We start from the raw sequence: 12825 nt of genomic DNA on the forward strand, positions 1-12825 counted from the left end.
AGAAAAGGATAAGGAATAGTGATGGCAAAGGGGCAATCTTTACAAGACCCGTTTTTGAATGCGTTAAGAAAGGAGCGTATTCCTGTCTCAATTTATTTAGTCAATGGAATCAAGTTACAAGGTCAAGTGGAATCGTTTGACCAGTTCGTGATTCTGTTAAAAAACACTGTTAGTCAGATGGTATACAAGCATGCCATTTCAACTGTTGTGCCTTCTCGGGCCATTAATATGTCAACCGGCGCACAACCTGACTCTGATAACGGTGAATAAAACCTTATAGGAGAAAAGCTTGTTTGACCGTTACGAAGCAGGCGAGCAGGCTGTTTTAGTTCATATTGATTTTTCTGATGATTCTAGCAAAGAAGATCTGCAAGAGTTACAAATGCTAGTGTCATCTGCCGGTGTTAATGCAGTTGAAGTGATAACCGCTTCACGGCAAGCACCTCATCCCAAATACTTTACGGGTAGTGGCAAAGCTGAAGAGATTGCTAATGCTGTGCGTACCAATAACGCAGATGTCGTTATTTTTAATCACCCTCTATCGCCTTCTCAAGAAAGAAATTTGGAAGCATTGTGCAAATGTCGCGTGTTAGATCGTACCGGTCTGATTTTAGACATTTTTGCGCAACGTGCCCGTACTCACGAAGGTAAATTACAAGTAGAGTTAGCGCAACTTCGGCATATTTCAACTCGATTAATTCGAGGTTGGACTCACTTGGAACGTCAAAAAGGTGGAATTGGCCTACGCGGTCCCGGTGAAACTCAGCTGGAAACCGATAGACGACTTTTGCGAGTCAGAATTAAGAGTATTCAACGTCGCTTAGCCAAAGTACAAAAACAACGTGAACAAGGCCGCAGAGCTCGTAAACGCGCGGAAATGCCAACGCTCTCGCTGGTGGGATATACCAATGCGGGTAAATCGACTTTGTTTAATACTATTACTGATGCGGGAGTCTATGCGGCAGATCAATTGTTCGCCACACTAGATCCAACCTTGCGAAAAATTCAGTTACAAGATGTTGGTAACGCTATATTGGCTGATACAGTTGGATTTATCCGGCACTTACCACATGATTTAGTGGCGGCATTTAAAGCCACTTTACAGGAAACTCAAGAAGCAGACCTATTATTGCACGTTGTGGATTATTCGGATGACCAATATCTAGACAATATTGATCAGGTGAATGATGTTTTGGAAGAAATTGATGCATCTGAAATTCAACAGCTAATGATTTGCAACAAAATTGACAGAATGGAAGGGGTTGAACCCCATATAGACCGCAATGATGAAGGAATTCCCATTCGAGTCTGGATTTCAGCTCAACAAGATCAGGGCATTGATTTATTATTTAATGCCCTCACTGAATGTTTATCGCAAAGCATAGTGCAATTTACATTACGCATTCCGCCTAAAGAAGGTAAACTTCGAGGCGCATTATTTGGAATGAACTGTATCGCTGCAGAATCGTATGCAGAGGACGGCGATTGGCTGGTGGATGTCAGAATGCCAACCAGTGATTGGAACCGATTGGAAAAAAGATCAGAGATAGACTTATCCAGTTTGGTAGTAAAGCATTAGTATATGCAAATTAAGTTAACTTCTGATGGTAGTATCGGGGTTGCGTAGATTTAGACTTAACCTAACGGAGAGTGATGATGGCTTGGAATGAGCCCGGTGGAAAGAATAACGACCCTTGGAAAAATAAGGGGGGACGTGATCAAGGCCCGCCTGATTTGGATGATATATTCAAAAATTTGTTTGGTAAATTCAGCAAAGGTGGCGGCGGTGACGGCTCATCTGGCGGTAAAAGCTTAGGTGGAGTTGGCTTAACTGTGATCGCAGTTTTGCTAGTTGTCGTTTGGTTTATTAGCGGTTTCTACACTATTCGTGAAGCAGAACGTGGTGTGGTATTACGTTTTGGTGAGTTCAGTCAATTCGTAGAGCCTGGTTTACGTTGGAAACCAACATTCGTAGATGAAGTCATTCCAATTGACGTGCAATCTATTAAGTCGATGTCTTCAGAGGGCAGCATGCTCACAGAAGATGAAAACGTGGTTAGCGTTGAAATGGAAGTTCAATATCGAATCGTAGAGCCTTTCAAATATAGCTTTGCGGTAACTAACCCAGAACAAAGCCTTAGTCAGGCGTTAAATAGTGCCATTCGTTACGTGGTCGGACATTCAAAAATGGACGATGTGTTAACCCGCGGTCGTGAATCAGCCCGTCAACAAGTTTGGCAAGAGTTAGAAGGCATTATTAATCCTTATGATATGGGTATTTCAATTGTCGACATTAACTTTAAAGATGCTCGTCCACCAGATGCGGTGAGAGCGGCTTTTGATGATGCTATTGCTGCACAAGAAGATGAACAGCGTTTCATCCGCGAAGCAGAAGCTTATTCTCGTGAAATCGAGCCTCGCGCCCGTGGTCAAGTGAATAGAATGGCAGAAGAAGCACAGGCTTATAAAGAGCGTGTTACTTTAGAAGCGCGCGGTGAAATCGCACGTTTTGAAGAGTTATTACCTCAATACAATGCGGCACCTGAAGTTACCCGTCAGCGTATCTATCTTGAAACTATGGAACAGGTGTATCAAAACACTACTAAGATCATGATAGATAATGAGGGAAGTGGCAATATGATGTATTTGCCTTTAGATAAAATTCTAGAGAGCCAAAATAGTCAAGCACCTAAAGAGAACTCTCGCAGTACGCTTGAAGGACTACAACAAAATAGTATTTCCTCTTCGCAAAGTAGTAATTCCACTCCGAGCACAACGTTACGTAGTGATCGAACTAGAACAGGGAGAAATTGATAATGAAAAATCTAAGTATTGGAGTCGTAGTACTCGTTATCATCGCAGTTTTTCTTTCATTGTTTGTTGTGCCTGAAGGCGAAAAAGCAATTAAAATTCAATTCGGAAAAGTTGAGCGAGATGCTTCAGGTGAAACTGTTGTCTTTTCACCCGGTTTGCATTTTAAAATTCCATTGATTGACCGCGTTGTTAAGCTCGATGCCAGAATTCAAACGCTGGATGATCCTGCTGGACGTTTTGTTACTTCAGAGAAAAAAGACTTAATCGTTGATTCTTATGTAAAGTGGCGGATTAAAGATTTTGCAACTTACTACTTGTCAACTGGTGCTAACAAATTACAAGCAGAATCACTATTAAAACAAAAAGTTAATAATGGTTTGCGCTCTGAATTTGGTACTCGTACTATTTCTCAAATCGTATCTGGTGAGCGCTCAGAATTGATGGATGAAGCCATGAAGCAAGCGTCAACTAGTTCGGATGAGCTTGGTATTGAGATTGTTGATGTAAGAGTTAAACAAATTAATCTACCACCTGAAGTGAGTAATTCTATTTTCCAACGAATGAGAGCAGAGCGAGAAGCTGTGGCAAAAGAGCACCGCTCAGAAGGTAGAGAGCAAGCCGAAATCATTAAGGCAACAATTGATGCTAAAGTGACGGTTATGCTGGCAGACGCAGAACGGAACCTGCGTAAGATTAAAGGTGAAGGTGAAGCCCAAGCCGCACAGATTTATGCTGAAACTTATTCTAAGAGCCCTGAGTTCTATGCATTTTTAAGAAGTATGGATGCTTATAGAGCGAGTTTCGATAGTAAACAAGACGTTTTAGTTGTTGAACCAGACAGTGATTTCTTTAAATACATGAAAGACATGTCAGGTGCTAGAAACTAAATTTAAGTGTTGATAAAAGCGCCGTGAAGGCGCTTTTTTTATCACTAAAATCGTCATTATTAAGCGAGAGTGCTTATGTTTGAATTTCATATTAGAGATGCGGTTCAGGATGACTTTTCTGAAATTAAACGCTTAAACGATAAATTTGTACACTTTACCAGCCCAATGGAGCTAGCTCGCATCGAGCAGTTACATAACCTCAGTGCGTATCACCGGGTGATAGAGCAGCATGACAAACAGACATCTGAAGTCTCCACTGTCGGCTTCCTACTTGCTATGAAACCCGCCACAGACTACAGCAGTGATAATTACCAATGGTTCGACTTACGTTACAAGCACTTCTTGTATGTGGACAGGGTAGTGATTGATTCTACGGCGCAAGGAAAAGGCTTGGGAAAGAAGCTGTATGATGATTTATTTTGTTTCGCACTCAAACATAGAATTGAACTTATTTGTTGTGAATACAATTTAATTCCAGCCAATCCCATTTCAGCAAATTTTCATCAATCCTATGGATTTCATCAGGTTGGTCGATTGGATGCAGACGATAAAAGCAAGGTTGTTTCCATGCAAATTGTAAAATTACCTAATTAATATTAATTCGGGACCCTTAAAATGACTAAATTCAATTGGCAAGATCCTCTCAATCTAGATTCCTTATTAAACGAAGATGAGCGGATTTTAAGAGATAGCGTTCATCAGTTTTGCCAACAACAGTTGATGCCCGGTATCTTGCAGGCTAATCGGACTGAACACTTTGATATCGGCATCATGCAGGAAATGGGGCAGTTAGGGTTATTGGGCGCAACCCTGCCCGAAAAATACGGTTGCTCCAACATCAATTATGTTTCCTATGGATTAATAGCAAGAGAAGTTGAAAGGGTAGATAGCGGTTATCGTAGCGCTATGAGTGTTCAGTCTTCATTAGTGATGCACCCTATTTTTACTTATGGAAGCGAACAACAACGCCAGAAATACCTGCCTAAATTAGCAACCGGAGAGTGGATCGGCTGTTTCGGTCTTACTGAACCAAACTCGGGGTCTGATCCGGCAAGCATGAGTTCCCATGCTAAAAAAGTAGCAGATGGCTACCTTCTCAATGGTAGTAAAATGTGGATTACCAATTCACCTGTAGCACATGTATTTGTAGTGTGGGCAAAGTTGGACGGTGTGATACGTGGTTTCATTTTAGAAAAGGGAATGAAGGGCTTAAGTGCGCCTAAAATAGAAGGTAAATTTTCATTAAGAGCATCCATTACCGGTGAAATTGTGATGGATAACGTGTTTCTTCCTGAAGAGAATATCTTACCTAATGTTTCAGGGTTGAAAGGGCCTTTTGGTTGTTTAAACAAAGCGCGTTACGGAATTGCTTGGGGGGCTTTGGGAGCGGCCGAATTTTGTTGGCATGCGGCTCGACAATACTGCTTGGATCGTCAGCAATTTGGCCGTCCATTGGCTGCCAATCAATTGGTACAGAAGAAACTAGCCGACATGCAGACAGATATCTCCCTTGGTTTGCTGGCGTGCGTGCAAGCCGGAAGATTGATGGATGCTGATTTATTGGCACCTGAAGCCATTTCTCTAATAAAACGTAATTCCTGTGGCAAAGCCTTGGATATTGCTCGTACCGCAAGAGATATGCATGGCGGTAATGGTATTGCGGATGAATACCACGTTATTCGTCATGTTATGAATTTAGAAGCGGTAAATACCTACGAAGGTACCCACGATGTACATGCGCTAATTTTGGGCCGTGCACAAACCGGGCTGCAAGCATTCACTTAACTCAGGTTAATTCTAGTTTGCAGCCGAGTTGGCATAATCAGTTTGATTGTTGTTTATCAGAATGTTTCTCTGTTATTAGAAGTTCACAAAACTCTTCAAATGGTAGGGGTTTGCTGAATAAATATCCTTGCGCAGTATTACATTTATTATCGAGTAAAAACTTAGCCTGATATTGATTCTCAACCCCTTCAGCAATAACCCCTAATTTTAAGCTGTGTGCCATGGCAATCACGGCCAAAATAATCGCTTTGTCATTCTCGTTCTGTTCTAAATCAATAACAAAAGAGCGATCTATTTTAAGGTTATCGATAGGTAACTTTTGCAAATAAGAAAGGGAACTATAGCCAGTTCCAAAGTCATCGATTGAAGTAGAAATACCAATTTTTCTCACTTGGTCTAATAAGTTTTTAACTTTGTCATAATTATCAATTAATACCCCTTCAGTTAGCTCTAATTCCAAGTTTTTGGATGGAATCCCACTGTGCAGAATGGCTTGAGTAACAAAATCAAACAAGTGTCTATCGGCAACTTGACGAGGAGATAAGTTGACCGATACTTTTAGATTAGGCTGATGTTGAATAATCACTTTCAACATATCTGTCGCACGACTAATCACCCATTTGCCAATAGGTACTATTAACCCGGTCTGCTCTGCAAGAGGAATAAACTTATCTGGGCTGGTTATAGTGCCATCAGCTAAGCGCCAGCGAATTAACGCCTCTGCTTTAGCGATTTTGCCCGTGCTTAAATCGATGATTGGCTGTAAATAGAGTTCAAACTGATTTTCATCGATGGCTTTTTTAAGCGCATTTTCTAATTCAAGCCTGTGCATTGATGCTTCTTTAAGGGCTTTTGAGTAAAAACGCAATTTGCTCTTATCTTCTTTTTTAGCGGAAAACATGGCTAAGTCGGCAAACTTCATTAACTCTTCAGAATCTGACGCATCACTAGGGAAATGGGCCGCACCGAGATTGAGTCCAATCTGCACCTTTTGTTTTGATTCGGTATAAAAAGGAAATTCGGTTGCTTCTATTAAACGATTGGCAAACTCAATACAGTCTGATTGCTCTTTAGCTCCGGATAAAATAATACCAAACTCATTACCTCCAACCCGTGCACATAAATCCGCTGTAGATAAACATTGTTGGATCCGCTCAGCGAGAGTCACCAATATATGGTCACCAGCTTGATGACCATGTAATTCATTGATTTGTTTAAAGTGTTTTACATCCAAGTAAACGATGAAAAATGGTTTATCTTTCTCAATTTGGTGTTCTAATTTTTGCCAGAAAAATTGCCGATTGGGAAGATTGGTAACATTATCATAGAGATTTAACTTTTCATTTCTTTGTAATAGGTATTTGACGCGACTGACATCGCTGAAAATGAATATCCAATTTTGCAAATTTTGCATTTCGTCGGTAACTGGATATAACGCTAACTTTAACCACTTGCTAGAATACGGCGGTTTATGCCAAAAAAGCTCTCCATGCCAGCGACTGCCAGTTTCAAAGACCCGCTCAAACTCAGCACATTGGTGTTTAAACAATTCGAGTAAAATCGTAAAGGGGGAAGCCTCATTGGATACTTCAGAGGTTTCGAAAAAACTATAAGAATTTGGGTTTTGGCTAATGATATTTAATTGGGAATCGGTAATTACTACACCAAAGTCGGCATTTTCAATGACCTGCTTAATCGGCTCTTGTAATGATTGTAGTGTCTGGTTTTCACGAAGAACTTGATCTAAACGTTCATGAATATACTCGTGTTGGGCGAGGATTTTATCATTTGATATCAGCAGTTCGCGGGCCACCTGCAGAGTTTGTTGTTGTTTTTTGTATTCTGCTTGCAAATTGTGAATGACTAAATAAGCTTCGCCCTTTGAAACTGCTGCAATGGCTTCTAAACGTAATAAATCATCTTTGGATTGTTCGGACCAAATCCCCGACTGAATTTGCCCATCATTACCAATTTGCCAAAAATCTTCGGCATCAATAAAAAAGTCTTCTAAGTAGGCGGAGTTACCAATAAATTCGAAAAATTCGCTGCCAATTGCCTCTGGCGCTATAGCATAAAACCAATCTTCACTGCAGTGTAATAATTGGAATTTACGATTTTCTACTCGCTTTAAAATCGCGCAGTTAATAATGCCTAAAGCTTGAATAAGTGATTGTTGCATAATTGATTAATTCAACGTTAGTTGCGCGATAAATTTGAACATTTCTTCAACCTGGTCGCCTGTTTTGGCGCTAGTTGAAAAACTGCGAATAAATTCTTTGCTGTAGCCATTGAGCTCATTTTCAGTCCAATGCCAAGCTACATCAAGGTCGCTTTTATTAATAATTAGAATTGCAGGAATATCGCTTATTTCTCTTACCATGCGATGAATTTCCATTCCTTCTACAAGACTTTGAGAGCGTGTTTGGTCGGTTACTATTGCGTAAGCTGAGGCCCCTCTAAGGTATTTAGGTTGAAACCCACAGTAGCGGTCAATCCCTTCTAAATCCCAAATCATAAGTTGCACTTGTTCGACTACTAAATCTACAAGTTTTTTATCAATTTTGACACCAATTGTGGTCAGGTATTTTTCAGAAAAAATACCTTCAACAAATTGCTTTACCAAACTGGTTTTCCCTACTCCCGAGGGGCCAAGTAGGCAAATCTTTTTTTGCAACATAATGCGGTTGATGTCCTTATTTAATCAGTCTTAAAATTGATGATATTAAAAATCACTTTACGTAATCCTGAGCCCGACGCTTTATTTTCTACAACACCCAATCCTATGGCATTTAAATACTGAGCCTCAATTCCTTGCTCAACTAAAAATTGCCGAGCTGCTAATGCCCGTTTTCGACTTAAAGACTGATTAAATTGCATGGAGCCAGTTGAATCACTTGCGCCCATAATAATCAAGCCTACATTTAACTCCAATTTTTTAGACAATTCAATCGCTGCTTTAAGGTAACTCGCTAGGGCAGCTAATTGCTCTTGTGCCTTTTCGTTGAGTTCACTTTGGCCTTGTTCAAATTCAACCTGGGTACTATCTATTTTTGCCCTATTGATTTCGAAAAGTGCCGAGAGTATTTCTGGACTATCATCATTGATTGTAGCCAATTCTTCGGCGCTGATCCCAGAAATTAACTCTTCCGCATAAGTTAAACCTGGAATGGCATGTATTTCTCTGGCTAACGCTAAGCGCTGAACGTTTGGCAGTACACCGCTTAAAACAGGTACAGAAGATTGCCAATCAACGCTTATTTGTGGGTATCGGTCTAATAACTTTTTGAGTCTAGCCTTAACCAATGGTGCTTCTAGGGATAAATATTGTTTTTCAATTACTTGTACACTGCTGGTATCGATTTGCTTTTCAGACATCCATTGCCTTACGGTTATGGCCTCGGGGTCACGTAAGATTGACAGCTTGATATCCTGCCATCCTGCTCGTTCTAATTTACTTATGATGATACCCGGTTGTTTACCGATTTGCGAAACGTTTTCTAGTAGTTGAGTGTGTTGGTAATTGTTAAATCCTAAATAGCCTAATCCGATGAAAATGAGTAACAGCAAACCAATGGCGAGAATCGGTTTTCTTTTTCGTTTTTTTATTGCTTCCGGGCGCATCTCCGCAACCAAACAATCTCGAAGTTGTTGGGAGGTGGGTTCAAACACAATAGTATCGCCATTGAAATTAGCAATTTCTTTGGCATAGAGCTTATGAATATACTCATTGGTAATTTCAAATTTGGTAGATATATCTTGTGGGATATTACCCGTAACAGCAGCGACCAAAAGCAACCTTGGCCCGCGCTTTATCAGCAACGAAAAATCTTCGGTTTTTATAACCTCTAGATTTTGTTCTGTGGATTCTTGTTGTGAATTAAATGAATCAGATACAAAGTCATTTATTGCCGTCAGCATTGCTGAAACAAGATCTCCATCGGCAGATTCATTAACCGATTGAGATACCGAATTAAGTAAAATCCCAGTTTCCCGGTGGATTAACAAAACTTGCTCAACTTTAAATACGAAAGTTTGACTCGCCACATATTGAGAAAAGCTTACGCCTGATTGCCACGCTTTAAAGCGCCAGGCCATCCCTTTAAACGTCAGGCTATTTTCAATTAATACATTGGTTTTTTCTAAAAATTCACTTAGAAATGAGGTGACAGATTTACGAACTAAGCGACCTACAAGTGGGTATAAATAACCAACAAATTGTTCACTCTGTTCTTTGACTGATTTTTCCACTGACTGCTGCACGACGGGAGTCAGCACGTTGGTGAATTCGTCATTGCGTTTTTGCCGATCGTGAATCGCTTCAATCACAACCTCGCCGACAATTTCACGCGCATTGTCTTTGAGGACTTGTTTAATTTGTTCTCGATTTTTCCCCAATAAAAGCTCACGCAGCTGTTGCATGGCTACGTCATCTTCATGTGGTTCGCTGTTATTTGGATGGTCAGCCATAAAAATTGGCTTTAATCTTCGTCAGATTCTAAATTAACAGCCATGGTTGCAAGTAGTTTGGCCAACGTCTTCCTATCTGTTTTAGTTGAACTGAGTTCTTTGGTAACCTGATCCAACCTTTCCAACGCTTCGGCAAATCGAGCGTCATATTTCTCGGTGAGCATGGCAACTTCTTTATCAACTCTAGTATGCAGTTCGTCAGTCTCTTGACGGCCATTGGTGTCTGACATTTCTAATTCAGAAGATAGTTTGTCGGCATAGGCGTTAAGTTCAGAGGTTTTATCTTCGTACACTTTGTCCACTGAGTTAACTTTAAGCTGTAAATCTTCAAAGCCATTGTGCATGGATTTATTCAGGTCTTTGACGTGTTCTGCTAACTTTTGTTCAGCTTGTTGGAAGCGTTCTAACATTCGGCTTTCTAAATCTGACAACCTATGTTCAATATCTGCTTGTGCAGCACCGAACACTATTTGTCGTAAAGTAGCTAGTTCTGATGGGGTTTCGCTACTGATATTGGGGGTCTCATCGACTACGGTTTTATTGTCTGACTTGTTATTCGCCACTTTCACTTCCTTCTGCTTAAACACCGATAATCAATCATAGCCCAAATAAACAACTTTATGCACGGGAAATAATCGATGCTAATTACTTTTTCTATCCATTATTTTCGCGCCTAGTAAATCTTTAAACCGCTGATATATGGTTATTTCCGGTTAATTGGATAAACCTTATTACCGCCGCACATACTGAAACGTCTCCTTTACCGCTTTCTACAATCTCTACATGAGTATCTTGTGCTTTGTTTTATCAATTTCGTTTTAAGGCGGTTTAGTGACGTAACAATATCGCCCACAAGTTTGATCGTGTTTTCTATTTTTGCGGCGATTAACTTAGGTTTGCTGCCTTTCGAAATTAAAATATTGATCTAATAACACCTGCACAATTAGAGTAAAAGTTGGAAAAAACATTAAATTCTGGGGTTAATGGCGAAGTTATGTCGATTGAAGAAAATGTGCAACTGCAAAAGATTCGTTACAGCAAGCTGTAAATGTAGAGGCTTAATCGGCTAACGATAAGTATATGCCGCGAATGATTGAAAGCTTTAACCTTGTATAAGCAACCACCCTAAATCTGTCTACAACTGCTTATTTGTGTCATAGACTGCACTTTGCGGATTTATTTCGCTATCATATGCAAAAAAATAATAAGGACTTATGCCCAATGGAGTTGGTGATAAAGTCCGTAAAGACAGAGGAATAGTTTTGGTACAAGATCAGACAAACAATAAGTCTTCAGATGAACAAAATACGGGATGGTTTTCACGGTTTCTGGCAACAGTAGAATGGCTTGGTAATTTACTCCCGCACCCTATAACCCTATTCGCCTTACTGGCACTTTTCATTGTTATTCTCAGCGGTATTCTTGGTTATTTTGATGTTGCCGTTTTAGACCCGCGTCCGTTAGGGGCCAAAGGGCGAGATCCGGATGGATTGATTGAAGTCATTTCGTTATTTAATGCCGAAGGACTACAACGGATTGTCACGGGGTTAGTGACGAACTTTACAGGGTTTGCACCGCTAGGCACTGTGTTGGTTGCTTTACTTGGCGTATCAGTTGCAGAACATTCAGGTTTACTCTCAACGGCGATGCGAGCAATGGTAATGAATGCCTCCGAACGCATGGTTACTATTACCGTAGTATTGGCCGGTATTTTATCGAATACGGCATCTGAACTTGGCTACGTTGTGTTGATTCCACTAGCGGCAATGATTTTCCATTCCCTTGGCCGTCATCCATTAGCGGGCTTGGCCGCAGCTTTCGCAGGTGTATCTGGCGGCTACAGCGCGAATTTGTTGTTAGGCACAGTAGACCCGTTATTATCTGGTATTACTGAATCAGCAGCACATATGATTGAACCTGATTACATGGTTGGTCCAGAAGTAAACTGGTACTTTATGATTGTAAGTACCTTCGTGGTTGCCGCTATGGGGGCGTTTGTAACTGAGAAAATAGTAGAACCGAGACTAGGCAAATATGATCCTAGTGAAGCTTCGGTTGAGTTAGAAAAACAAGAAATGACAGCACCCAGTGCATTAGAAAAGAAAGGTCTTAAAATGGCCGGTCTGTCCTTTGTTATTTTATGTATTTTATTGGCGCTTACGATCGTGCCGGAAAATGGCATCTTACGACATCCTGAAACGGGACTTGTTGCCTACTCGCCATTTTTGAAAGGCATTGTGGCCTTCATTTTTATCACGTTTGCAATACCGGGTTTCGTGTACGGCAAAATCGTTGGCACCATGAAAAATGACAAAGACGTAATCAATGCGATGTCTAAAAGCATGGGGTCGATGGGTCTTTACATTACCTTAGTATTCTTTGCTGCACAGTTTGTAGCATTCTTTAAATGGACTAATCTAGGAACAGTTTTAGCGGTTAAAGGTGCATCCTTGTTAACTGTGCTTGGCTTAGATGGCCCAGAAGTGTTTATTTTATTTATATTGATGTGCGGCATAGTGAACTTGTCGTTGGGTAGTGCCTCGGCCCAGTGGGCAGTAACGGCGCCTATATTTGTACCTATGTTAATGCTAATTGGTTATTCTCCTGAAGTGATTCAAGCTGCCTATCGAATTGGTGATTCTGTCACCAATGTCATTTCGCCGATGATGAGTTACTTTGGATTGATTTTGGCCATTGCAGCCCGTTATAAAAAGGATTTGGGCATGGGGACGTTAATTGCAACAATGTTACCCTATTCAATCACCTTTTTTGTCGGTTGGACGTTACTTTTCTATGTTTGGGTATTTTGGTTAGGGATGCCTGTAGGACCAAATGTAGAAACGCTATATAATGGAGGCTGATAACCGTTAGC

The 12825-nt window shown here is 40.6% G+C and carries 11 protein-coding genes; 7 read left to right on the plus strand and 4 right to left on the minus strand.

What is annotated here, in order from left to right; translation table 11 throughout:
- Positions 1–21 precede the first annotated feature (21 nt).
- From hfq to VUI23_RS02495, 6 genes are all read left to right on the plus strand, one after another.
- Positions 22–270 (plus strand): RNA chaperone Hfq, encoded by a 249-nt coding sequence (hfq, locus tag VUI23_RS02470; RefSeq protein WP_008843456.1) that lies wholly within the window; start codon positions 22–24, stop codon positions 268–270.
- 19 nt (positions 271–289) lie between these two features.
- Positions 290–1579, plus strand: a complete 1290-nt coding sequence (hflX, locus tag VUI23_RS02475) for a ribosome rescue GTPase HflX (RefSeq protein ID WP_216049770.1) — start codon at positions 290–292, stop codon at positions 1577–1579.
- A gap of 77 nt (positions 1580–1656) precedes the next feature.
- Positions 1657–2814 (plus strand): FtsH protease activity modulator HflK, encoded by a 1158-nt coding sequence (gene hflK / locus VUI23_RS02480; protein ID WP_216049835.1) that lies wholly within the window; start codon positions 1657–1659, stop codon positions 2812–2814.
- 2 nt (positions 2815–2816) lie between these two features.
- Complete coding sequence (gene hflC, locus VUI23_RS02485) at positions 2817–3701, plus strand: protease modulator HflC (protein ID WP_216049771.1); 885 nt, start codon at positions 2817–2819, stop codon at positions 3699–3701.
- A 75-nt stretch (positions 3702–3776) separates the two neighbouring features.
- Positions 3777–4295, plus strand: coding sequence for a GNAT family N-acetyltransferase (locus tag VUI23_RS02490; RefSeq protein ID WP_216049772.1), 519 nt, complete (start codon positions 3777–3779; stop codon positions 4293–4295).
- A 21-nt stretch (positions 4296–4316) separates the two neighbouring features.
- The gene (locus VUI23_RS02495; RefSeq protein ID WP_303501308.1) at positions 4317–5486 is read left to right on the plus strand and encodes an acyl-CoA dehydrogenase; all 1170 of its coding nucleotides are present in this window, start codon (positions 4317–4319) and stop codon (positions 5484–5486) included.
- 37 nt (positions 5487–5523) lie between these two features.
- Here VUI23_RS02495 and VUI23_RS02500 read toward each other — a convergent pair whose 3' ends face one another.
- Genes VUI23_RS02500 through VUI23_RS02515 form a run of 4 tightly spaced genes read right to left on the minus strand, consistent with a single transcriptional unit; the run spans position 5524 to position 10516 of the window.
- Positions 5524–7665 carry a bifunctional diguanylate cyclase/phosphodiesterase gene (locus tag VUI23_RS02500; RefSeq protein ID WP_342806692.1) on the minus strand — a complete coding sequence of 714 codons (2142 nt, stop codon included), beginning with the start codon at positions 7663–7665 and terminating at the stop codon, positions 5524–5526.
- 6 nt (positions 7666–7671) lie between these two features.
- The gene (locus VUI23_RS02505; protein WP_216049775.1) at positions 7672–8163 is read right to left on the minus strand and encodes a Rab family GTPase; all 492 of its coding nucleotides are present in this window, start codon (positions 8161–8163) and stop codon (positions 7672–7674) included.
- Positions 8164–8183: 20 nt separating this feature from the next.
- Positions 8184–9953 (minus strand): OmpA family protein, encoded by a 1770-nt coding sequence (locus VUI23_RS02510; protein WP_342806694.1) that lies wholly within the window; start codon positions 9951–9953, stop codon positions 8184–8186.
- Positions 9954–9964: 11 nt separating this feature from the next.
- A complete protein-coding gene (locus VUI23_RS02515; protein ID WP_216049777.1) occupies positions 9965–10516 on the minus strand; it encodes a hypothetical protein in 552 nt (183 codons plus the stop codon).
- 699 nt (positions 10517–11215) lie between these two features.
- Between VUI23_RS02515 and VUI23_RS02520 the strand changes: the two genes are divergently transcribed.
- Positions 11216–12814 (plus strand): AbgT family transporter, encoded by a 1599-nt coding sequence (locus tag VUI23_RS02520; RefSeq protein WP_216049836.1) that lies wholly within the window; start codon positions 11216–11218, stop codon positions 12812–12814.
- Positions 12815–12825: the final 11 nt, after the last annotated feature.

Source organism: Alteromonas sp. M12 (assembly GCF_037478005.1).
GTDB classification, from domain to species: domain Bacteria; phylum Pseudomonadota; class Gammaproteobacteria; order Enterobacterales; family Alteromonadaceae; genus Aliiglaciecola; species Aliiglaciecola lipolytica_A.

What these genes read in the sequence shown, in the direction of transcription:
- hfq (WP_008843456.1), top strand. Translation starts at nt 22, where the DNA reads ATGGCAAAGGGGCAATCTTTACAAGACCCGTTTTTGAATGCGTTAAGA.
- hflK (WP_216049835.1), top strand. Translation starts at nt 1,657, where the DNA reads ATGGCTTGGAATGAGCCCGGTGGAAAGAATAACGACCCTTGGAAAAAT.
- hflC (WP_216049771.1), top strand. Translation starts at nt 2,817, where the DNA reads ATGAAAAATCTAAGTATTGGAGTCGTAGTACTCGTTATCATCGCAGTT.
- VUI23_RS02490 (WP_216049772.1), top strand. Translation starts at nt 3,777, where the DNA reads ATGTTTGAATTTCATATTAGAGATGCGGTTCAGGATGACTTTTCTGAA.
- VUI23_RS02495 (WP_303501308.1), top strand. Translation starts at nt 4,317, where the DNA reads ATGACTAAATTCAATTGGCAAGATCCTCTCAATCTAGATTCCTTATTA.
- VUI23_RS02500 (WP_342806692.1), bottom strand. Translation starts at nt 7,665, where the DNA reads ATGCAACAATCACTTATTCAAGCTTTAGGCATTATTAACTGCGCGATT.
- VUI23_RS02505 (WP_216049775.1), bottom strand. Translation starts at nt 8,163, where the DNA reads ATGTTGCAAAAAAAGATTTGCCTACTTGGCCCCTCGGGAGTAGGGAAA.
- VUI23_RS02510 (WP_342806694.1), bottom strand. Translation starts at nt 9,953, where the DNA reads ATGGCTGACCATCCAAATAACAGCGAACCACATGAAGATGACGTAGCC.